This window comes from Roseovarius maritimus (assembly GCF_043355895.2).
Taxonomy (GTDB): domain Bacteria; phylum Pseudomonadota; class Alphaproteobacteria; order Rhodobacterales; family Rhodobacteraceae; genus Roseovarius; species Roseovarius maritimus.
In genome coordinates this window covers 251010-271175 of record NZ_JBHFPF020000003.1, presented here as the reverse complement: position 1 = coordinate 271175, position 20166 = coordinate 251010, and the positions used below count along the sequence as shown (strand labels likewise).

21 protein-coding genes, 1 tRNA gene and 1 pseudogene are annotated in these 20166 nt (G+C 63.1%); 13 read left to right on the top strand and 10 right to left on the bottom strand.

Features of this window, described 5'->3' with window-relative positions:
- Window positions 1-12: 12 nt before the first annotated feature.
- Both ACEWPM_RS08670 and ACEWPM_RS08665 read right to left on the bottom strand, forming a co-directional pair.
- Entirely contained in the window at window positions 13-1137 is a 1125-nt protein-coding gene (locus ACEWPM_RS08670; protein WP_393961268.1) for an ABC transporter substrate-binding protein, read from the bottom strand.
- A 48-nt stretch (window positions 1138-1185) separates the two neighbouring features.
- A complete protein-coding gene (locus ACEWPM_RS08665) occupies window positions 1186-2523 on the bottom strand; it encodes a glutamine synthetase family protein (RefSeq protein WP_393961267.1) in 1338 nt (445 codons plus the stop codon).
- Window positions 2524-2667: 144 nt separating this feature from the next.
- Between ACEWPM_RS08665 and ACEWPM_RS08660 the strand changes: the two genes are divergently transcribed.
- The 4 genes from ACEWPM_RS08660 to ACEWPM_RS08645 all read left to right on the top strand — a co-directional run bounded on the left by ACEWPM_RS08660 (window position 2668) and on the right by ACEWPM_RS08645 (window position 6224).
- On the top strand, window positions 2668-3501 hold the full coding sequence (locus ACEWPM_RS08660; protein WP_393961266.1) for a helix-turn-helix transcriptional regulator: 834 nt from the start codon (window positions 2668-2670) through the stop codon (window positions 3499-3501).
- A gap of 123 nt (window positions 3502-3624) precedes the next feature.
- Window positions 3625-5070, top strand: a complete 1446-nt coding sequence (locus ACEWPM_RS08655; RefSeq protein WP_393961265.1) for a cytochrome ubiquinol oxidase subunit I — start codon at window positions 3625-3627, stop codon at window positions 5068-5070.
- A 3-nt stretch (window positions 5071-5073) separates the two neighbouring features.
- A complete protein-coding gene (gene cydB / locus ACEWPM_RS08650) occupies window positions 5074-6105 on the top strand; it encodes a cytochrome d ubiquinol oxidase subunit II (RefSeq protein ID WP_393961264.1) in 1032 nt (343 codons plus the stop codon).
- A complete protein-coding gene (locus ACEWPM_RS08645) occupies window positions 6105-6224 on the top strand; it encodes a DUF2474 family protein (protein WP_393961263.1) in 120 nt (39 codons plus the stop codon). The genes cydB and ACEWPM_RS08645 overlap by 1 nt, the downstream gene beginning before the upstream one ends.
- 6 nt (window positions 6225-6230) lie before the next feature.
- Here the strand turns inward: ACEWPM_RS08645 and ACEWPM_RS08640 are convergent, their stop codons facing one another.
- On the bottom strand, window positions 6231-6662 hold the full coding sequence (locus tag ACEWPM_RS08640; protein WP_393961262.1) for a DegT/DnrJ/EryC1/StrS family aminotransferase: 432 nt from the start codon (window positions 6660-6662) through the stop codon (window positions 6231-6233).
- A gap of 145 nt (window positions 6663-6807) precedes the next feature.
- On the opposite strand from ACEWPM_RS08640, the pseudogene ACEWPM_RS08635 reads away from it, so the two are divergent.
- Window positions 6808-7104 (top strand): annotated as a pseudogene (locus ACEWPM_RS08635) (transposase); the annotation flags it as partial.
- A gap of 248 nt (window positions 7105-7352) precedes the next feature.
- Here ACEWPM_RS08635 and ACEWPM_RS08630 read toward each other — a convergent pair.
- The 6 genes from ACEWPM_RS08630 to ACEWPM_RS08605 all read right to left on the bottom strand — a co-directional run bounded on the left by ACEWPM_RS08630 (window position 7353) and on the right by ACEWPM_RS08605 (window position 12489).
- Entirely contained in the window at window positions 7353-7802 is a 450-nt protein-coding gene (locus ACEWPM_RS08630; protein WP_393961460.1) for a hypothetical protein, read from the bottom strand.
- 362 nt (window positions 7803-8164) lie between these two features.
- The gene (locus tag ACEWPM_RS08625) at window positions 8165-8401 is read right to left on the bottom strand and encodes a helix-turn-helix transcriptional regulator (protein WP_393961261.1); all 237 of its coding nucleotides are present in this window, start codon (window positions 8399-8401) and stop codon (window positions 8165-8167) included.
- Between the two features lie 374 nt (window positions 8402-8775).
- Window positions 8776-8852 (bottom strand) — tRNA-Arg (locus tag ACEWPM_RS08620).
- A gap of 63 nt (window positions 8853-8915) precedes the next feature.
- On the bottom strand, window positions 8916-10295 hold the full coding sequence (locus tag ACEWPM_RS08615) for a sensor histidine kinase (protein ID WP_393961260.1): 1380 nt from the start codon (window positions 10293-10295) through the stop codon (window positions 8916-8918).
- A 24-nt stretch (window positions 10296-10319) separates the two neighbouring features.
- On the bottom strand, window positions 10320-11738 hold the full coding sequence (locus tag ACEWPM_RS08610; protein WP_393961259.1) for a dihydrolipoyl dehydrogenase family protein: 1419 nt from the start codon (window positions 11736-11738) through the stop codon (window positions 10320-10322).
- Between the two features lie 4 nt (window positions 11739-11742).
- Window positions 11743-12489, bottom strand: coding sequence for a TVP38/TMEM64 family protein (locus ACEWPM_RS08605; protein WP_393961258.1), 747 nt, complete (start codon window positions 12487-12489; stop codon window positions 11743-11745).
- Window positions 12490-12787: 298 nt separating this feature from the next.
- Between ACEWPM_RS08605 and rpmH the strand changes: the two genes are divergently transcribed.
- The 3 genes from rpmH to yidD are packed head-to-tail and all read left to right on the top strand — an operon-like array spanning window position 12788 to window position 13591.
- Window positions 12788-12922, top strand: coding sequence for a 50S ribosomal protein L34 (gene rpmH / locus ACEWPM_RS08600; RefSeq protein WP_012177012.1), 135 nt, complete (start codon window positions 12788-12790; stop codon window positions 12920-12922).
- Window positions 12923-12944: 22 nt separating this feature from the next.
- Window positions 12945-13373, top strand: a complete 429-nt coding sequence (gene rnpA, locus ACEWPM_RS08595) for a ribonuclease P protein component (RefSeq protein WP_393961257.1) — start codon at window positions 12945-12947, stop codon at window positions 13371-13373.
- On the top strand, window positions 13370-13591 hold the full coding sequence (yidD, locus tag ACEWPM_RS08590) for a membrane protein insertion efficiency factor YidD (protein WP_393932576.1): 222 nt from the start codon (window positions 13370-13372) through the stop codon (window positions 13589-13591). Before rnpA ends, yidD begins: the two co-directional genes overlap by 4 nt.
- 7 nt (window positions 13592-13598) lie before the next feature.
- Here the strand turns inward: yidD and ACEWPM_RS08585 are convergent, their stop codons facing one another.
- Window positions 13599-14108 carry a superoxide dismutase family protein gene (locus tag ACEWPM_RS08585; protein ID WP_393961256.1) on the bottom strand — a complete coding sequence of 170 codons (510 nt, stop codon included), beginning with the start codon at window positions 14106-14108 and terminating at the stop codon, window positions 13599-13601.
- 102 nt (window positions 14109-14210) lie between these two features.
- On the opposite strand from ACEWPM_RS08585, the gene ttcA reads away from it, so the two are divergent.
- The 5 genes from ttcA to yihA all read left to right on the top strand — a co-directional run bounded on the left by ttcA (window position 14211) and on the right by yihA (window position 20156).
- Window positions 14211-15089: a tRNA 2-thiocytidine(32) synthetase TtcA gene (gene ttcA, locus ACEWPM_RS08580; RefSeq protein WP_393961255.1), complete on the top strand. Its 879-nt coding sequence runs from the start codon at window positions 14211-14213 to the stop codon at window positions 15087-15089.
- A 58-nt stretch (window positions 15090-15147) separates the two neighbouring features.
- The gene (locus ACEWPM_RS08575) at window positions 15148-16686 is read left to right on the top strand and encodes a putative bifunctional diguanylate cyclase/phosphodiesterase (protein ID WP_393961254.1); all 1539 of its coding nucleotides are present in this window, start codon (window positions 15148-15150) and stop codon (window positions 16684-16686) included.
- A 235-nt stretch (window positions 16687-16921) separates the two neighbouring features.
- Window positions 16922-18760: a membrane protein insertase YidC gene (gene yidC / locus ACEWPM_RS08570; protein WP_393961253.1), complete on the top strand. Its 1839-nt coding sequence runs from the start codon at window positions 16922-16924 to the stop codon at window positions 18758-18760.
- The gene (locus ACEWPM_RS08565) at window positions 18754-19503 is read left to right on the top strand and encodes an MOSC domain-containing protein (protein ID WP_393961452.1); all 750 of its coding nucleotides are present in this window, start codon (window positions 18754-18756) and stop codon (window positions 19501-19503) included. Before yidC ends, ACEWPM_RS08565 begins: the two co-directional genes overlap by 7 nt.
- A complete protein-coding gene (yihA, locus tag ACEWPM_RS08560) occupies window positions 19503-20156 on the top strand; it encodes a ribosome biogenesis GTP-binding protein YihA/YsxC (RefSeq protein ID WP_393961451.1) in 654 nt (217 codons plus the stop codon). Before ACEWPM_RS08565 ends, yihA begins: the two co-directional genes overlap by 1 nt.
- The last annotated feature ends 10 nt before the right edge of the window (window positions 20157-20166 follow it).

The following is a 20166-nucleotide window of genomic DNA, read 5'->3' as shown; positions in this document are numbered from 1 at the left end:
GGGCAGGGCGCATCAGTTGGACGCAGCCAGCTCTTCCTGGAAGATGGCCAGCATGTCGTCGATATTGGGCGCGACCGAGTGGAAATGGCTCTTGTCCCAAGCCTCCCACATGTAGTCCATCTGCAGAGCCGATTTCTGCTCGTCCGTGAACTTGGCCTCGGCGGCCTGGCTGGGCACGAGGTTGCAGGTGGCCTCGGTCCAGGCCAGCTCGACCGCGACATCGGGCGACACCATGTGCTTGACCAGCGCCTTCGAAAGCTCGGGGTTGCCGGTATCCTTGAGGATGCCGGTGGCCTCCATCCAGATGATGCCTTGGTTAAGGCCGTCCTTCGGCTCGGGCACGATGCTGAGGATGTGATCCAGACCGTCCTTGCGCAGCGCCGAGGTGCAATAGCTGCCGCCGCCGATCAACGCGCGGAAGCTGCCGTCGATGAGCCCCTTCTGCGCGACCGAAAGATCCCCAACCAGCGCGCGGGTATTCTTGAAGAGCGCACGCAGCACCTTGCGGATCTCGGCCAGTTCGGCATCGTCCAGCTCTTTGTAGGGGTCGATGCCGGCATGCAGGGCCATCGGCATGATCGGCCAGTCGCCCCAGTCCAGAACGCAGATCTTGTCCTTGTAGGCCGGATCGAAGCAGGGATCGTAGCTGGCCCAGGTCTCGACCTTGTCGAACTTGGTGTTCACCGTGGGCCCGACCCAGCCCCAGCGCGTCGGCAGACCGGTCGTTTGGCCATCATATTGAAGCGGCGCGAAAGGGGCGCGGAACTGGGGATAGAAATCCGCGTAGACATCGGCAAACTCGGCATCGTCCAGATATTCGCAGATGCCCGCAGGCCCCATGCGCGCAATCCAAGGGCTGTCGGACGACACCACGTCGAAATCGCGATAACCACCTGCCGCCAGCTTGGCAAAGCCGCCCGCACTGTCGGTGATCAGATCGACCGCAACATTGGCATCATTGGCCGCCTCGAAAGGATCGATGATGCTGGGCTTGTCATAGCCTTCCCAGCACATGTAACGCATGTCGGTCGCCGCATGGGCGCGGCTGCCGATGCCGCCCATCGCTGCGGCGCCAAGCGCCGCAGCCCCGCCGCGCAGCACGCTGCGGCGGTCAGTCAGATGTTTCACGGTTTTCATTTTTCGGGTCTCCCTATTGGTTATCGTTGGACGTGTGGGTGTTGGGGGTCAAACCACTTCAAGATAGCGGGCCAGTTCCCACGCGCCGACCTGCCGCTCATGCGCCTCCACCTCGTATCGGCGCAGTTTGACATAGGTGGCGATGAAATCATCACCGAAAATCTCACGCGCTGGCTTGGACGCCTCCAGCCGGTCGGCGGCCTGCGACAGCGTGCGCGGAAAGCGCAATGCCTCGGGCGCGTCCACAGCATAGCAATCGCCGGTCTGGGCGGCGGGCGGCTCGATTGCGTTCTCGATCCCGTACATTCCCGCGCCAAGGCACATCGCATAGGCGGCAAAGGGATTGGTATCGGCGGCGGGCACGCGAAATTCGATGCGGGTTGCCGCGGGATCGTCATTGATGACGCGCAGCGCCGCGGTCCGGTTCTGCACCCCCCAGCTGGCCCATGTGGGCGCCCATGCGCCGGGCACCATCCGCTTGTAGGCGTTGATCGTGTGACTGCAGAGCGCCAGCATCTCGGGCATCAGCGTGACGATGCCGCCGATGAAATGGCGCGCGGTCTGGCTGAGGCCGTCCTCGCCCGCGGCATCCGCAAAGGCAGGGGCGCCGCCCTTGCGCAGGGACATGTGCAAATGGCCGGACTGGCCGGGCAAGTCGGGCGACAGCTTGGCCATAAAGGCCGCCGTCAGGCCGTTGCGCAGAAAAAACGCCTTGGCAAAATTCTTGAAGAGGGCCGCATCATCGGCGGCCCGCAACCCTTCGGCATGAAGGAGCGGCGCCTCGAAAAAACCCGGCCCCAGCTCGGTATGCATCGCATCCAGCGTGATGCCGAGGCGGGTCATCATCGCCTCGAACCCCGCCAGCAGATCGTGATGCAGCGCCTCGGTCTGCAGCGAATAGGTGCGGTTGCCTTCCGCGAAATGATTCAGCCCGCGATAGCCCTTCTGCCGCAGGCTGCGGGGCGTCTCATCCATCACGGTGAATTCGAATTCGAAGGCCGAATGCACAGTAAACCCGGCGGCACCCGCGCGCTCGACCATCGCCATCGCCTGATTGCGCGCACTTTTCGCGCCGAAGGGCTGATCAAAATCCGAAATCGCCAGCGCATCGCTGGCCGCGAAGGGATAGGCCCGCATCGAGGCGGGATCGATCCTCGTGGGCCGGTCCACGAAGGCGCCCGTCTCCTGCGGCTCCTCACCCGTGTCCCAACTGTAGAGGATGTCGCAGAACGGCCCGCCCGTCTTGGCCAGCTTGGCCGCCTTGGTGCCGCTTACCTTCTTGTGGCGAAAAACGCCATTGGCATCGAAAATGCCGATATGCACATTGTCGGGGCTGCGGGGCACGCCCGGCCCTGCCTGATCGGTCGATGCATCCTTGATCGTCACATGTGCCCCGCTTTTGTCGCGCCTGACCTGCCGCAACGCGGCATCTGGTTAATTCCTGCGACGAAGGTTAGGCTGAAGCCCGTGCCACCCCCAATAACCCCAAAGGATTAGAGGCCGGATCACCGGTTTTGCCCCGCAGATGACATGACGGCTTCGCACCCAGACACCGATCCGGTCGCCACCCTCGGCGCGGACATGGCGCGCGCCGTCGATGCAATCGGCACGCCTCAGTTCATGGATGTGCTGACCGGGGCGGCGCGCGCCCTTGTCCCTTTCGACAACGCGATGCTTTTTGCCTACAAGGCGGGGGAGCGTCCGCGCGGCCCCTATACGGATATCGCGGACAGTGCCGAGGCGCGCATCGTAATGGACCAGTACCTGCTTGGGCCTTTCCTGCTGGACCCTTTCTACAGCGAGGTGCAGCAGGGCCGGCAGGAGGGCCTGTGCTGCCTGGCCGACATCGCGCCCGATGAATTCTTTGCCTCCGAGTATTACGAGCAGCACTACCGCCGCACCCGCATCACGGATGAGGCGGGGATCTTTCTGGCGCTGCCGGACCGCGCGGTGCTGGTCTATAGCGTCACGCGCCGCCACGGCAGCCCGGTCTTTGCCCCGCCCGAGGTGGCGCGGCTGCGCGGCATTGCCCCGCTGATCGCGGCGCTGGTACGGTGTCACTGGGCGGGGATCAATCTGGGTTTTGCGTCGCAAGCAGGGCCGGGGCGCGCCCCAGATCCCATCGCCGCCGCGCTGGCCGCCTTGGGCGAGACGGTGCTGTCGCAACGCCAGAGGCAGGTCGTCGCGCTGGTCCTCAAGGGCCACTCGACCGAGGCGATCGCGCTCAAGCTGGATATCAGCGCCGATACGGTCAAGGTCCATCGCCGCCACGCCTATGCCAAGCTGGGGATCTCATCGCAGGCCGAGCTCTTTGCGATGTTCCTGGACCTTCTGGCCAGTATCGTGACACCCAAAACCCATTGAAAACCGGCGCATGCTGCCGCGCAGCATGCGCGTCTGTTTGACGCGCCTCAAAGCCGTTCGTCCACCTTGCCCCCTCCCCCCTGCCCGCTACCTCGACTGACAACGGCTATTGCGAGGTGTGCCATGCTTGGATCATTCGACGCGGTGCTGCTGGCGCGTATCCAGTTTGCCTTCACCGTCTCCTTCCACTTCCTCTTTCCTGCCTTCACCATTGGCCTCGCCAGCTACCTGGCGGTGCTGAACGGTCTGTGGCTGTGGACACGCGATCACAAATACCTCGAACTCTTCCGCTATTGGGTCAAGATTTTCGCCCTGGCCTTTGCCATGGGCGTCGTGTCGGGCATTGTCATGTCCTACCAATTTGGGACCAACTGGAGCGTTTTTTCGGACAAGGCCGGTCCCGTGATCGGCGGGCCGATGGCCTATGAGGTGCTCTCGGCCTTCTTCCTCGAAGCGGGATTTCTGGGCATCATGCTCTTTGGGCGCGATAAAGTGGGCGAGAAGCTGCACATGGTCGCCTGCGCCGCCGTCGCCTTCGGCACGTTCTTCTCGGCCTTCTGGATCTTGTCGGTGAACAGCTGGATGCACACGCCCGCGGGGTTCAGCATCGATCCCGACACAGGCCAGTTTCTGCCCGAGGATTTCTGGCAGATCGTGTTCAACCCATCCTTCCCCTATCGCCTCATGCACACGGTCACGGCGGCCTACCTGACGACGGCCTTCATCGTGGGCGGTGTCGCGGCCTTTCACCTTCTGCGCCACCGCCGCCGGGGCGAGGCGGCCACGCCCGCGACGCGCACCATGTTCTCGATGGCGATGTGGATGGCGGCCATCGTGGCGCCGGTGCAAATCTTTCTCGGCGATCTACACGGCATCAACACGCTGGAGCATCAGCCGGCCAAGGTCATGGCCATGGAGGGCCATTACGAGAGCCACCCGGACGGCGCGCCTCTCTACCTTTTCGGCCTGCCGAATGACGAAACGCAAACCTTGGACTATGCAGTGGGCATTCCCAAGCTGTCCTCATTGATCCTCAAGCATGACCTGAACGCGCCGCTGGCGGGGCTCGATACCATCCCCGATGCCGATCAGCCGCCCGTGGCCATCGTATTCTGGTCGTTCCGCATCATGGTGGCGCTTGGCTTTGCGATGCTGGGCATCGGTGTCTGGTCGCTGATCGCGCGCTGGCGCGGGCAGATCTACAACGCACCATGGCTGCACCGCGCGGCGGTGGCGATGGGGCCGTCGGGCCTGATCGCCGTTCTGGCGGGCTGGGTCACGACCGAGGTGGGCCGCCAACCCTTCACGGTCTATGGCCTTCTGCGCACCGCCGACAGTGCGGCGCCTCTGGATGCGCCGGCCGTAGGGGCATCTCTGGTGGCGTTCATCGTGGTTTATTTCGCGGTTTTCGGCGCCGGCACATTCTACATCATGCGCCTCATGTCGCGTCCGCCCAAATCCGACGAGGAGCGGCTGAAAGACAGCGTGGACGGACCGACCCGCACCGCTGGCATCACCGCCGCACCCGAAGAGGCGGCACGCCGCCCCAATGCTGTCGCAGGAGAATAGGCCATGCCCATCACAGACGGTTTCTCGCTGGACCTCACCACTATCTGGGCGTTTCTCATCGCCTTTGCGGTGCTGGTCTATGTCGTGCTCGACGGGTTCGATCTGGGACTCGGGATGCTCTTCGCGGTCGAGCGCAAGAAGGGCGATCGGGACGTCATCATGAACTCGGTCGCGCCCGTCTGGGACGGTAACGAAACATGGCTGGTGCTTGGGGGTGGCGGCCTCTTTGCCGCCTTCCCGCTGGCCTATGCACTGATCCTGCCTGCGCTATACGTCCCGATCATCGCCATGCTGCTTGCGCTGATCTTTCGCGGGGTCGCGTTCGAGTTCCGCTGGCGGACCGAGCGGGGGCGCTGGGCGTGGGATGCGGCCTTTATCGGCGGCTCGGCGGTGGCATCGCTCAGCCAGGGAATCGCGCTGGGCGCGCTGTTGCAGGGCATCCAGATCGACGAGGCGGCCCGCACCTATTCGGGCGGCTGGTGGGATTGGGCCACGCCCTTTTCGCTAACCGTCGGCATCGCCGTGATGGTCGGCTATACCCTTCTGGGCGCGACCTGGCTGGTCGCCAAGACCGAGGGCCCGCTGCAAGAGCGGATGCGCAAGCGCGCTTGGCCACTCGGGGTTGTCACCGTCGTCTTTATCGGGCTGGTCAGCCTCTGGACGCCGTTCCTGCAGGATGGCTATTACAGCCGCTGGTTCGGCGGCTGGAACATCCTGCTGGCCGTGGGCGTCGGGGCGGGGGTGCTGCTGATCGCGGCGATGATGTTCCGCTCGCTCACCATCCACAAGCATGAATACCGACCCTTCGTGCTGGCTCTAACACTCTTTGCGCTGTGCTTTATCGGCTTGGGCGTGTCGATGTTCCCCTATATCGTGCCGACCGAAGTGACGATCTACGAGGCGGCGGCGCCGGCGCGCAGCCAGATCTTCATGCTGGTCGGCGCGTCAATCCTCTTGCCCATCATTCTGGCCTACACGGCCTATGCCTACTGGGTATTCCGAGGCAAGATCGATCCCGAAGCGGGCTATCACTGATGGCAGGGCACGCACCCGGCCCGTTGTGGAAGCGGCTGGCATGGTTCGCCGCGATCTGGCTGGCGTCCATCGCCGTGCTGGGGGCGGTGGCTTACGGGATCAGGCTTCTGCTGTTCTAGGGCCCGTCAGGTCAGGGCGGTGACGCGGTCGATGGCGTACTCCGTCTGCTCATCCGTTTGCGCCGGGCACATCGGCAAGCCGAGGACCTCCTGCGCGAGACGCTCGGCCAGGGGGAGGCTACCGGGGGCATGGCCTTCATCGGCAAAGGCCTTTTGCAGATGCGGCGGGGTCGGGTAGTGAATCACCGTCCCGATCCCGGCCTCGGCGAGGCGCTGCTGGAACGCATCCCGCTGCGGGTGGCGGATGACGTAAAGATGCCAGACCGGTACATGGGGATGATCCAGGCCCGCCTTAGCAAAACCCGCGCTGTACGTTGCCGCAATCTCGCGCCGCCGCGCGGTGACAGGGTCCAGCGCCTCCAGCTTGACCGCCAGGATAGCAGCCTGAATGGGATCGATCCGGCTGTTCACGCCCTTGAAGTCATTCTGGTTCTTCACTGCCGAGCCTTAGTTGCGCAAGAGATTCACCGCGCCCGCAATATCAGCCTGATCGGTGGTTGTCTGACGTCAGCGCCTGTGGGGCAGGTTTGAGGATTTGAACAACCGAGGATTTCCGGTTCATCGTAGCCTTCATGGAGTGAAGGTGAACAAGAAATCCGGAACGTCGAAGGACGCAGCTGACAAGCTGGTCAAGAACATCCGTCGCAAGACCCGTCAAACCTATTCGGCGACGGAAAAGGTCAGTCTTGTTTTGGCGGACCTTCGCGGCGAGGAAAGCATCTCGGCACTGTGCCGCCGCGAGGGGATTTCCGAGAGCCTGTATTACAATTGGTCGAAGGAATTCTCGGAGGCGGGCAAGCGTCGATTGCCCGGCGACGCCGCGCGCCAAGCGACATCGCCCGAGGTGAAGGAACTGCGTTCAGAGGCCGTTGCCCTGAAGTAAGCTGATCTGATCACTGCGCCTGCGCATGTGGTGATCAAGGGCGAGACCATTTCCGCCAGTGGTCCGAGGACACGGACGAGCGACGAGTTCCAAGACAAGACTACCGCCATCAACCGGATGTGGCGAACGGACTTCACCTACTTCAAGATTATCGTCCTCTTATGGTTTGCGCGGCAAACCACTGCCGGGTAACAGATGGGGCTGCTATTACCTCAGCACGATCCTGGACGATTACAGCCGCTTCATCATCCCGTGGAAGCTCTGTAGCACCAGCCGTCACCTTGCACCAACGTGCCCGCAAGGACAGGCGTCGTCATTTCAAGGGACGTGAGCGCCGTCCCGATAGCGGGCATGCAGTGCATGGACATGTCCGGCGCATCATCAGGCTGTGCTGCGTTTTGGCCCGATTGGCTCGCCTGCGTCATGCAATCCGCGGGATGATCAACTGCCAGACCGCCCGCATGCTGTGCTTCCATATGGTCGCTCGGCGCGCAGATCATCTCATTTGCATCGGCGGGCAGCATCGCGATGGCCAGGAGTATGACGCCCATCAGCACGGCTTGTGCCAGTCGGGCGGCCTGCCTTCGCCTGCAATTATGGAACGAAGCTACCATGATCGCTGAATTACGATTGATCACGCGGAGGTCAAGTAAGAAACACGTGAAGCCATTCGGATCGATTCTCTGCCATGTCATCAGAGCTTAAAAAGCGCCAGATCCTGTCCAAAGAATGGGGAGCCCCTCACTGAACAGGCAAAACATCTTCGTCATCGTCTGAACGAAGCTGGAAGATGCTCTCCGTAGTCAGCGAGAAATTGGTGGGGATACCATCAGGCTGCTCTCTACGGCGGCATACCTCTCGGCGGCCTGCCGCACGATCCCAGCGCCGACAGGGAGGCTGATGACGTTGCTCATAGTGCTGAAGTCGGCGGGTGTGGTGTGATTGGTCATTTGCTGCTCTCATGGCACAGGGGAATTGTTCGGCGCGATGTATATCGCGCCGTTGGGTCAGTGCAGGCGCACCACTCACGAGGCGCGATGTAGAGATTGACTTGGACTTAGATCGCCGTGGCGGCCTGCGCCCTGAAATCGAAGCTGGTCATAAAGCCGCTTACCAGCCGACCTTCCCACTCTTCGATGTCGCTGAGACGCCAGCGCGTGGTCGTGCCGCCCAGCTTGACGGCGGCAGGGAAGTCACCGTCGCGCCTCCAGCGCCAGATGGTGTCTTTTGAGACGCCGAACCGCATAGCGACCTGTTCAGCAGACAGATAAACAGTGTTCGAGGGCTGGCTCACTTCCGCATATCTCCTGTTTGCGCACGCAAAATTGTCCTCTGCGGACGACCATTGCGCGTCCGGAGAAGAGTGATCTTGGTGCTGAATGAGTAGAACCCAGCTTATAGTATATTGTTTTGAGAATTTCCTGCGAATTCGGAGAGAATTCCTATTTTCCATAGTTGGAAGTCGCAGCGAGGACACACTGAGCCATTGGTCGACCAGTTAGATAGCAGACCTTCGAAGATCGGCTCGTCATGACGTCGCTCTGCAAAGTGCAGCAGGCCGTTGCAACGGACCGCGAGCTACTGCGAACTCTATGGTTGCATCTATGGTGGTATGGCGGAATGAAGCTAAAGAAATTATCTTTATCTCATATGCTTAAGAGGAGGTTGTGGCGGACCGAGGAGGATTCGAACCCCCGACCCCTTGATTCGTAGTCAAGTACTCTATCCAGCTGAGCTATCGGTCCACGAGGGGAGGCATTAAAGGCTGTGTTCAGGCTTTGCAATAGCCGATTGCCAGAAATCCGCGCTCAAGCCAGATCCCCCTTGGGAAGGACGATGACAAAGGACGTACCCTTGGGCCCTGTATGCTCCAACGTCAAGGTGCCGCCGTGGCCGCGCACGAGTTCGGAAGAAATTGTCAGGCCAAGGCCCGAGCCGCCTTTGGTGGCGCCGCCGGTGAAAGGGGTGAAAAGATGCTCGCGCGCCTTGGGCGGCAGTCCGGGACCGGTATCGCTGATGCGGATCGTCACGGCCTCGTCGGTCTCATCGGCCTGCACATTGATCTCACCGGGCTTGCCGCTGGTGACGATGGCCTGCCGGGCGTTGCGCACGAGGTTGGCGATCACCCGGTAGAGCTGCTCGGGATCGGCGCGCAGCTGGAAACCCGCGCGTACATCCTCGGAAAAGCTGATATCGGCGTCGCCTGCGGAGAGCCGCTCGCTGTCGATCACGTCGGTCACAATGTCCAGCAGGGCGAAGCGTGACAGGCGCGGCGCGGGCTCCTCGGCCTTGCCATAGGCCAGCGTGGATTCGCACAGGTTCACGGCGCGGGTGATGGAATTGACCAGCTTGGGCGCCATGCGCTTGACCATCGGATCCTCTGACGTCTCGAGCCGGTCGGTGAAGAGCTGCGCCGAAGTCAGTATGTTGCGCAGATCATGGCTGACCTTGGCAACGGCGCCGCCGAGGCCGGCAAGGCGCTCTTTCTGTCGCAGGGCACTGATCAGCTCAGTCTGCATCAGGGCCAATGTTTCTTCGGCCACGCGCAGTTCGGTGATTGTGGAGGACGGCGCGATGACCCCGCGCGCATCCTCGGGCGCGCTGGCATAGGCCTTCATCGAGCCGACGACACGGCTGATCGGGATCACCAGAAAGACGCGCACGGCCAGAAACAGCAACACTGCGGTAATGATCGAAATGACAGCAGATAGCACGAGGATGCGCAAGCCATAGTCGATCATCGCCATGCGCAGCGTCCTGGTTTCCATCGTGACCTCGATCAGCATCCCTGCGCTGCGTACCGGCATTCCCATGACGCGCACCACCTGATCCTCGGTACGCCAAAGCCGCAGCAAAGCGTCGCGCATGAGCTCCAGCGCGCCCGCATCCCGAAGGTCATACGTGGCGGCGATGGGCGAGGGCAGCGGTGAGGACAGTACCAGTTGCCGCGCATCGTTGCGGCGCAAGACCACATTGTAGACGCCCGCATTGGCCAAGAGCTCTTCCTCAAGGTCAGGGCTGATCTCGTCACCCGCCAGCCGGGCCAGCGACGCGATTTGCGCCCGCTCCAGCCGAGACAGCAGGTAGTCCTCACGAAATCGCGCGATGGAGGGCACGAAGATCAGGACTTCGGCCAGCATCACGAAGATCGCCGTCAGGATCAGGAACCGGCCTGAGAGTGAGTTCATCTTGCCCTCTTGCCCTGTGACCGCCTATGGCAGCCATCGCTGAACAAGGCGCACCGCCCGCTTGACCCAGACGCTGTCAAAGAGGCGCGGGCTGAAATACGCCCCGGCGGCCCGTTTGTTGACTTCGCCGAGGGTGGGATAGGGTGCAACCATAGCGGCAATCTGGCTCATCTTCATGTCATTTGCCAGTGCCAATGCCCAAAGCCCGATCAACTCGCCCGCCTGAGTGCCGACAATGGACGCCCCCACGGGGCGACCCCTGGCGACCATCACCTTGATCAGGCCGCGGGTGCTGCGCTCGGCGATGGCACGGTCGTTATGCGCGTATTCGTGGCGCACGACCTCCAGCTTGTCGCCGTATTTCTCGCGCGCCTGCGCTTCGGTAAGTCCGACTTGTGCCAGTTCCGGTGCGGTATAGGTCGCCCAAGGGAGATGGCTGGTCTTGGCCTTGGCCGGCAGGCCCAGCACGGCCGAGCGGATGACGATGCCCGCGTGGTAATTCGCCACATGCGTAAATTGCAGCCCGCCCGCCACGTCGCCGATGGCATAGACGCGGGAATTGGTGGTCTTCAGGCGCTCGTCCACCTTGATGCCGCGCTTGGTGGTCTCGATCCCCGCCTTCTCCAGATCGAGGCGATCCACGTTGCTCTTGCGCCCCACGGCCATCAGCAGGTGGCTGCCCTTGAAGACGCGCCCATCCTCCGCCTCGACCTCGATGGCGCCAGCGGTGCCGCGAATCTCGGACGCTTGCGCACCTTCCTCGATCTCGGTGCCCTCGCCGCGCAGCGTGTTCAAGACGATGGCCGCCGTCTCGGGGTCGTCATTGGCCAGCGCCTTGGCGCCCTCAATCACGGTAACCTTGCTGCCCAAGCGGCGATGCGCCTGCGCCATTTCCATCCCGATCGGGCCGCCGCCGACGATCAACAGGTGCTCGGGCTGCTCGCGCTGATCAAAGAGGGTCTCGTTCGTCAGATAGGGCACGCTGTCCAGCCCCGGAATGGGCGGCACCAGCGGTGACGATCCCGTGGCGATCACGATGCGCCGGGCGGTGATGACGGTATCACCGGCCTGCACCTCGGTTTCCGAAATGAAACGCCCATATTCCTGGATCACCTCGACACCCAGCCCCTCGAAGCGCTCGACACTGTCGACGGGCGCGATGGTGGCTATGACATCGGCGACGTGATCCTTGGCGGCGACATAATCCACATCCGGCACCACGTTGGCGACGCCGTAGCGCGCAGAATGGGCCTGTGCATGGGCCGCCTTTCCGCTCGCGATCAGCGCCTTGGAGGGCACGCAGCCGTAGTTCAGGCAATCGCCGCCCATCTTGTGGCCTTCCAGCAGCACGACGCGCGCCCCCATTTGCACCGCACCCGCCGCCACCGATAGCCCGCCCGAGCCTGCCCCGATCACGAGGATGTCCGTCTTCACGCTTTTCATTGGCTCAAAGACCCTTCTTGCCGCGCACAGCCTTGATGAGGATGGGCAGGGCGGCCAGCGCGCAGAGGCCCAGAAGTGGGCCTATCACCTGCGGCTCCCACAAAAGACTGAGGTCGGGGCTATCGCCGCGGTCGAACACCTCGCCCAGGCCCACACCGATCCAGGTAAAAACCAGCGCGCCCGGGATAATACCCAAGGCCGTGGTCCAGGCAAAATTACCGAATTTCACCCCCACTAACGCGGGCAGCAGGTTGGCCACGAAGAACGGCACGACCGGCACCAGACGCAGCAGGAAGAGCACGCTGATTTCATTCTCGTTCAGCCCCTCCTTGACCCGCTTGAGCGTACCCTCGCCCGCTTCCATCCGCGCAGCCAGGGTCCTGCCCAGCCCCATGCGCGCCGCCTGGAAAATGGCGATGGCGCCCAGTGTGGCCGCGAGCACGTTGAAGGCCGTCCCTGACCATATCCCGAAAAGGAACCCGCCCGTGACCGACGCCACGGCCGCACCGGGCAGCGAAAAGGCGACGATCAGGAAATAGATGCCGATGAACCCCGCGACCATCACCGCGAAATTCATGTCGCGAAAGGCAAGCAACGCCTCACGGTTCTCGCGCAGCGTCTCGAAGCTGAGATAGTCGCGCAATGTGAAGGCGCCAATGGCCGCGACAAGCAGGATCAGCGCGAGGGGCGCATGGCGCATCACCGGATGCCTGCGCGGGGCCGCATCCTCTTCTTCGATCGTATCGGTCATGTCAGTGATCCCTCCCGGCTATGCGGTATCCTGACATAGATGACCGGTCAGGCCCCCGCTGGATAGCCGTATCACGCCGCCTTGATCGCAAGTGACTTGCTGACCCTCCATGTTAGCCTGCGCAGGCCCTTCTGCAACATGTGCCCCGCACAGGGGCGCCGATTTGTTGCAAGAAATGCCCGCGCGGGGTTTGACTTGGCCAAACCGGCCTACTATAGACCGGGCTTCGGACATACCCGGATGTTTGCGCGATTCTTCGCAGTTGCGCGCGTGTCCGCACAAATTTGGAGACGGAGCGATGAAACGCACCTTTCAACCCTCGAACCTCGTTCGCAAGCGGCGCCACGGCTTTCGTGCGCGCATGGCCACCAAGGCCGGCCGCAAGATCCTGAATGCGCGCCGCGCCCGTGGCCGCAAATCGCTGAGCGCCTAAGCGCCAGCGCAAGGACGACGACATGACACCGCCGGAGGCCCCCGATCATCAGACCGGGACACTGCCCCCGGCGGTTTCGTCGTGTCCGGGTGTCAAATCGGCTGGCATCAACGTCCTCAAGACCCGCAAGACCTTTTTGATGGCGGCCCGCGCCGGCCGGCAGGGCACCGCGTCGATGATGGTGCAGGCCCGCAAACGCGCCGCATCCGAGGATGCGGCCGGGGTCCGCGTCGGATTCACCTGCTCCAAGAAGGTCGGCAATGCCGTTGCCCGCAACCGGGCCAAGCGGCGCCTGCGCGAGGCGGCACGAGCTGTTCTCCCGGATCACGGCAAGCCCGGCTGGGATTACGTACTGATCGGCCGCGCCGAAGCGACGGCAAGCCGCCCGTTCGATTTGCTGAAAAGTGACCTGACCTATGCCCTGCGCAAGCTGCACGGGGCAGAAAAATGACGCCGCTTGCGCGCCTTTTTGCCCTGCCGGTACGCGGCTATCGCCTGCTCTTCAGCCCGTGGGTGGGGCATGGCTGCCGGTTTCATCCCACCTGCAGCGCCTACGCGCTTGAGGCATTGGAGCGTCACGGCGGCATCAAGGGCGCGTGGCTGACCGCGCGGCGTATCGCGCGGTGCCACCCGTGGGGCGGGTCCGGCATCGATAACGTGCCGGACTAGCTCACGCTCACTTGGTCTGCGAGATCACGCCGCACGCAACGCGGTCACCCGCCTCGGCCTCGGATTCATACGTGTCGGGCTGAGCGTGGAGCATGATTGACGATCCATCCTCATCCATCAACGGCGCCTCGCCATCCAGGACACTGAGCCGGGCGCGGTAGAACTCGGCCTTGGCCTCACCATTTTCATGCACATAGATGTTAGGCAGATCGCCCGCATGGGCGCCACCCTCGGCCATCAGGCCGTGACCATTGCCGCCGGGCGCGTAGTGTCCATCGGCGGCCTGAAATCCATCCTCGCAGGTTCCGGCCTCATGCACATGAAAGCTGTGCCAACCGGGTGTTAGCCCCGACAGCTCGGCCTGGAACAGGGTGCCCTCCCCCGCTTGCCGGATCTGGACGACACCGGCATCGCTGCCATCGGCGGTTTTCAGCATCGCCATCGCAGCGGACTCGGCAGAAAGTGCAGGTGTTCCGACGCCAAGCGCGGCGGCGGCGATCATTACAATACGGGTCATTGAACTTCTCCTGTGTTTCGGGGCCATTTCACGTTCAACGCCGCAAGCCCTCCGCATGTTCCGGCCCTTGCCCGGCTGGCTCATCTGAATTAAAGCCTGCCCATGCTGGATGATGCCGACGATATTCACCCGCTCTTTCAGGGCGCGCCCCGCAGCACGGAATTCCGCAAGCTGCGCAAACGCATCGTGCGCCAGACGCGCGAGGCGGTGGATCAATATGGCATGGTGGATCGCGACGGCCCGCGCGCCAGATGGCTGGTCTGCCTCTCGGGCGGCAAGGACAGCTATACCCTGCTCGCCGTCCTGCACGAGCTGCAGTGGCGCGGGATGCTTCCTGTAGACCTGCTGGCCTGCAATCTCGATCAGGGGCAGCCGAATTTTCCGGCGACGGTCCTGCCCGAGTTCCTGAAAACCATGCAGGTCCCCCACCGGATCGAGTATCAGGACACCTATTCCATCGTCGTCGACAAGGTACCCGAGGGCCGCACGATGTGCGCGCTCTGCTCGCGTCTGCGGCGCGGCAACCTTTACCGCATCGCGCGCGAGGAAGGCTGCTCGGCCGTGGTGCTGGGCCATCACCGGGATGATATCCTCGAGACGTTTTTCATGAACCTTTTTCACGGCGGGCGCCTCGCCACGATGCCGCCCAAGCTGGTAAACGAGGAGGGCGACCTTTTCGTCTATCGTCCGCTTGCGCATGTGGCCGAGGCCGATTGCGAGAAATTCAGCAATGCGATGGGCTATCCGATCATCCCTTGCGATCTTTGCGGCAGCCAGGACGGGCTGCAACGCCAGCAGGTCAAGCAGATCCTCGACGGATGGGAGCGGAGCAGCCCCGGTCGCCGGCAGGTGATGTTCCGCGCGCTTATGAATGCGCGCCCCTCCCATTTGCTGGACCCGCAACTTTTCGATTTTGCCGGGCTTACAATCAATTCAATAAAATCCGACCCAGATTTGGATGGCGCACCCCGGTTGCGTTAAGCGCATGTTGAGACACCGCACGTAGAGTGGCTGCAGCGGGTCTCAAAGGGTTTGCCGAATGCCGTCTGATTTCAGTTTTCTCAAGACCGGGCGCACTGCGCGACTGCGCGGCGCGCTTACCGGCCCCATGCTTATCGCGCTGTTTCCGGCGCTGGTGCTGGCCGGGTTCTGGCTGGGCGGCGAACAGATGCTGGTCATGCTGGCGCTTGGCTATCCGCTCTGCCTGCTGTTTGCCGTGGCTTACAAGGGCGCGGGCAGCCCTGCGTCTGCGCCCGACGATGATGAGGAAGAGACGGCATTCGAGCATATTATGGATGCGGCCGTGCGCCGCGCGCTCCAGACATCGCGCCGCACCGGCTGCATCCTGCTGGAACTGGACGAATTTCCGGCGATGCGCGAAAGATTCGGCAGCGCCGCGGGCGATGCGATGATGACGCAAATGGCGGCGCGCGCCGCCTCGGCCCTGCGCACCCGCGATACCGTCCGCCGGATCGAGGATGATGTGCTGGCCATCTGCATCGCGCCCGTGCGCCAGCTGGATCTGGGGGTGATGCTTCAGATGGCCGCCCGGCTGCAAGGCGCGATCGAAGAGCCTGTCGTGATCGACGGCGCGACCGTCTATGTTACCGCCTCTGTCGGCCTTGCGCTGGATGCCAGCGCGCCCGAGGCCACGGGCCTTGGCGTGACCGCAGGCGCCACGACCGCCCTGGCCGAAGCACGGCGCCACGGCCCGTCGTCGATGCGCGCCTTCAGCCGGGACATGAAACCGCCCGTCACCAGTGCCGCCCCCGACCTGATCAAGGCGGCCACCGATGCGCTGGAGAATGGCCAGATCCAGCCATGGTTCCAGCCGCAAATCTGCACCGATACCGGGCAAGTCAGCGGTTTCGAGGCGCTGGCCCGCTGGATGCATCCCGACCGCGGTTCGATCGCCCCGGCCGAATTCCTGCCCCTTCTTGAGCAGGCGGGCGCGATGGAGCGGCTGGGCGAGGTCATTCTCTACAACGCGCTGTCGGCGCTCAAGCTTTGGGATGCGGCTGGCCTCGACGTGCCGCAGGTCGGCGTCAACTTCTCCCCCGAAGAGTTGCGCAATCCGCGCCTCGTGAAAAAGATCGAGTGGGAGCTTGACCGGTTCGACCTGCCCGCGCACCGGCTCAATGTCGAAATTCTCGAAACGGTGGTCGCGCTCTCGCCCGACGATACGGTCGTGCGCAACATCGCCGGGCTGTCCGATCTGGGCTGCCGCATCGATCTGGACGATTTCGGCACCGGCCACGCATCGATCTCGTCGATCCGCCGGTTCGATGTGCAGCGGCTGAAGATCGACCGCTCGATCGTGATGAAGGTCGACCGCGATCCCGAACAGCAGCGCATGGTGTCGGCCATTCTGACAATGGCCGAGCAGCTGGGCCTTGCCACTCTGGCCGAGGGTGTCGAGACCGCAGGCGAGCATGCGATGATGGCGCAACTGGGCTGCGGGCATGTGCAGGGATATGGCATCGGGCGTCCAATCCCTTTGGACCAAACTGTCGAATGGGTAACGCGCCACCTGTCCCGCCTGGCGATGCCACCGCCGATCGGCCGCCAAATCGGGTAAAAAGCCGCTTAATGCGTAGCGAGGCGGCTCATCGCACCGGGAATCCGCTTGACCTTTTGGGCCGCACTCTGTTGAACCCTCCGGTGACCCCCAAGTGGTGCATTCGGACCAGTGCCAGCTTTGCTGCGACGGCCATTTCGCACCGGGGAGCGGATAAAGTCGCGCGTGTTGCGTGCCCGGGGCCCGATGGGCCGATGCGGCGTGCGGCCCCCTAACAGATGAGTAGCAGCCCGGAATGGACGATCAGAACAAGAACCTAATTCTCGCCACGGCGCTGAGTTTCCTCGTGATCATGCTGTGGTTCGTCCTGTTCCCGGCGCCTGAGACGCCGGTCACGCCGCCTGCGGAAACCACCGCCGAGACGTCTGCCGATGGTGCCGCAGACAGCATCGCCAGCACCCCTGGCGCGATCGACAGCACCGGCGCCGCGACCGCCGAGACAGACGCCCCCCAGCCTGCCGATGCGCCGCGCGTTGCCATCGACACGCCCAGCCTCAAAGGTAGCATTTCGCTACAGGGTGGGCGCATCGACCAGTTATCGCTCAAGAATTACCACGAGACGATTGAGCCCGACTCGCCCATCGTGGATCTGCTGTCGCCCATCGGCAGCGATCAGCCCTATTATGCCCTCTTCGGATGGGCCCCCGGTGCAGGGCTGGATCCCGAGCTGGTGCCCGGCGCCAATACACTCTGGCAGGTCGAGGGGGATGGCACGCTGACGCCGGACAGCCCCATTACGCTGACTTGGGACAACGAAGCGGGGCTCACGTTTACCCGCGTGATCTCGGTGGATGACAAGTTCATGTTCAGTGTCGAGCAGTCTGTCCAAAACAACAGCGACGCCACCGTGTCCCTCGCGCCCTATGGCATTCTGGCGCGTCACGGCCTGCCGGCTGATCTCAAGAATTTCTTCATCCTGCACGAGGGCGGCATCCGCATGGCGGATGGCGAGCTGACCGAGACGGATTACGACGATTTCGACCCCATTTCAGGGGTCAAGACCATCGCAGTCGAGCAGGCTGGCTGGACCGGCCTGACCGATCAATACTGGATGACCACGCTGATCCCGCGTGACACGGGCGGCTTCAACGTCACCACGCTGCAGGACACGCGCCGCGACATCTATCAGACGACCGCGCGTATGCCGACGCAAACCGTCGCCCCCGGCGCCAACGCCACGACCCGGCTGGAGGTTTTCGCAGGCGCCAAGGAGTGGGAGACAATCCGTCAGTACCAGAACGAGGATGGCGTCGACCGCTTTCTTGATTCGATCGATTGGGGTTGGTTCTTCTTCCTGACCAAGCCGATCTTTGCCGTGCTGCACTATCTCAACCAGCTGATCGGCAACATGGGCTGGGCCATCATCGGCCTGACCCTTCTGATCAAGGCGCTGTTGCTGCCGCTGGCCTATAAATCCTACGTCTCGATGGCCAAGATGAAAGAGCTTGGCCCCCAGATGGAGAAGATCAAGGAAGAGGCCGGTGACGACAAGCAGAAGATGCAGAAATCGATCATGGAACTCTACAAGAAGGAAAAGGTGAACCCCGCCTCGGGCTGCCTGCCCATCCTTCTGCAGATCCCGATCTTTTTCTCGCTCTACAAGGTGATTTTCGTCACGCTGGAGTTGCGCCACGCGCCGTGGATCGGCTGGATCGAGGATCTTAGCGCCCCTGACCCGTCATCCATCCTGAACCTCTTTGGCCTTTTGCCCTACGCGCCGCCGAATCCCGACTCGGTGCTGGCGATCCTGTCGCTGGGCATCCTGCCGATCCTCCTCGGCATCTCGATGTGGCTGCAGCAAAAGCTGAATCCGACACCAACCGATCCGACGCAAAAGATGATCTTTGCGTGGATGCCATGGGTCTTCATGTTCATGCTGGGCCAGTTCGCCAGCGGCCTCGTGATCTACTGGATCGCGAACAACACGATCACCTTTACCCAGCAATATGCGATCATGCGCAGCCAAGGGTACAAGCCCGACGTGTTCGGCAATATTGTTCAAGGCTTCAAGCGCAAGCCAAAGGACGACACTACAGACGCCAAGAAGGCGAAGGCCAAGAGCGACAAATCGTGACACAGGTTGCCGCTCTCTGGCGCCACCCGATCAAGGCCCATGGCTTTGAGGCGCTGGAGCGCGTGCAGCTGAGCGAAGGTTGCACCCTGCCATGGGATCGCCGCTGGGCGGTGGCCCATGACGCGGCCGCGCCCGAGGCCGATGGGCGCGGCTGGGCACCCTGCAACAACTTCTCGCGCGGGGCAAAGGCGCCGCAGTTGATGGCGATCTCCGCCAGCACAGACGAGGCGGCAGGCACGGTCACGCTGCGCCACCCGCAGCGGGAGGACCTGACATTCGATCCGGATACCGAGGTGGCGGTGTTTCTGGATTGGGTCCGCCCTCTGATGCCCGAGGGCCGTGCGCAATCGGCGTGGGTCGTGCGGGCGCCCGATCAGGGCATGACGGATTCGGAATTTGCCTCGATCAGCATCGTGAACCTCGCCTCGGGCCGCGATCTGGCCGCGCACATCGGGCAGGAACTGTCACCGCTGCGCTGGCGCGCCAACATCCACCTGGACGGGCTGGCGCCGTGGGCCGAACGCGCGTGGGTGGGCCGCACCCTGCGCATCGGCGAGGCCGAGCTGGAGCTGCGCGAGGCTATCATCCGCTGCCGCGCCACCACCGCGAACCCCTCCACGGGCGAGCGGGACGCAGACACGCTGGGCGCGCTGAAAGAACTGGGCCATCAGGAATTCGGCCTTTACGGTGTGGTCACACGCGGCGGCGAGATTGCCGTCGGCGACAAGGCTGAGCTGCTATGATGGACGCCCTCCCCTTTCCCCTTGCCGAAGCACCGGACGCTGCCGCCGCCGAGCGGGGCCGCATCCTCTTTGCCGGCGAGACCGATTTTCTGAAGGGCGTCGTCGCCATGTCCGGCCTGCCGGAGGCGGATCGGATCGAGGTCTGCTTTGCCGGGCGCTCGAATGTCGGGAAATCGACGCTGATCAATGCGCTTACCGGCCGCAAGGCGCTGGCACGGGCGTCCAACACGCCGGGCCGGACGCAGGAGGTGAACTTTTTTACCCTCGCGGACAGCCACTACCTCGTTGACCTGCCCGGCTATGGCTATGCCAACGCGCCGCTGCCGGTGGTGGAAAAGTGGCAGGCGCTGCTGAAACGCTACCTCTCGGGCCGCCAGAACCTGCGCCGCGCCTTCGTGCTGGTCGATACCCGTCACGGGATCAAGCCGGTCGACCACGAGATCATGAGCCTGCTCGACAGCTCGGCCGTGACGTTCCAGGTGGTGATGACCAAGGCCGACAAGCTGCGCGGCAAGGAACTGGAGACGATTCTGAACCAGGTACGCAGTGAGCTCAAGCGCCACCCCGCCGCCTTCCCCGAGCTGATCCTGACCTCGAGCGAAAAGGGCGAGGGCATCGCGACCCTGCGCGCGACGATCGCCGATCTGGTCTGACTCTTGCAAG

Excerpts from the sequence above, each read along its gene's own strand:
- rnpA (WP_393961257.1), top strand. The coding sequence starts at position 12,945 with ATGACACCGCCGGAGGCCCCCGATCATCAGACCGGGACACTGCCCCCG.
- ACEWPM_RS08605 (WP_393961258.1), bottom strand. The coding sequence starts at position 12,489 with ATGACCGATACGATCGAAGAAGAGGATGCGGCCCCGCGCAGGCATCCG.
- ACEWPM_RS08630 (WP_393961460.1), bottom strand. The coding sequence starts at position 7,802 with ATGACATGGCAGAGAATCGATCCGAATGGCTTCACGTGTTTCTTACTT.
- yihA (WP_393961451.1), top strand. The coding sequence starts at position 19,503 with ATGGACGCCCTCCCCTTTCCCCTTGCCGAAGCACCGGACGCTGCCGCC.
- yidC (WP_393961253.1), top strand. The coding sequence starts at position 16,922 with ATGGACGATCAGAACAAGAACCTAATTCTCGCCACGGCGCTGAGTTTC.
- rpmH (WP_012177012.1), top strand. The coding sequence starts at position 12,788 with ATGAAACGCACCTTTCAACCCTCGAACCTCGTTCGCAAGCGGCGCCAC.
- ACEWPM_RS08610 (WP_393961259.1), bottom strand. The coding sequence starts at position 11,738 with ATGAAAAGCGTGAAGACGGACATCCTCGTGATCGGGGCAGGCTCGGGC.
- ACEWPM_RS08615 (WP_393961260.1), bottom strand. The coding sequence starts at position 10,295 with ATGAACTCACTCTCAGGCCGGTTCCTGATCCTGACGGCGATCTTCGTG.
- ttcA (WP_393961255.1), top strand. The coding sequence starts at position 14,211 with ATGCTGGATGATGCCGACGATATTCACCCGCTCTTTCAGGGCGCGCCC.
- ACEWPM_RS08655 (WP_393961265.1), top strand. The coding sequence starts at position 3,625 with ATGCTTGGATCATTCGACGCGGTGCTGCTGGCGCGTATCCAGTTTGCC.
- cydB (WP_393961264.1), top strand. The coding sequence starts at position 5,074 with ATGCCCATCACAGACGGTTTCTCGCTGGACCTCACCACTATCTGGGCG.
- ACEWPM_RS08575 (WP_393961254.1), top strand. The coding sequence starts at position 15,148 with ATGCCGTCTGATTTCAGTTTTCTCAAGACCGGGCGCACTGCGCGACTG.
- ACEWPM_RS08660 (WP_393961266.1), top strand. The coding sequence starts at position 2,668 with ATGACGGCTTCGCACCCAGACACCGATCCGGTCGCCACCCTCGGCGCG.
- yidD (WP_393932576.1), top strand. The coding sequence starts at position 13,370 with ATGACGCCGCTTGCGCGCCTTTTTGCCCTGCCGGTACGCGGCTATCGC.
- ACEWPM_RS08585 (WP_393961256.1), bottom strand. The coding sequence starts at position 14,108 with ATGACCCGTATTGTAATGATCGCCGCCGCCGCGCTTGGCGTCGGAACA.
- ACEWPM_RS08645 (WP_393961263.1), top strand. The coding sequence starts at position 6,105 with ATGGCAGGGCACGCACCCGGCCCGTTGTGGAAGCGGCTGGCATGGTTC.
- ACEWPM_RS08670 (WP_393961268.1), bottom strand. The coding sequence starts at position 1,137 with ATGAAAACCGTGAAACATCTGACTGACCGCCGCAGCGTGCTGCGCGGC.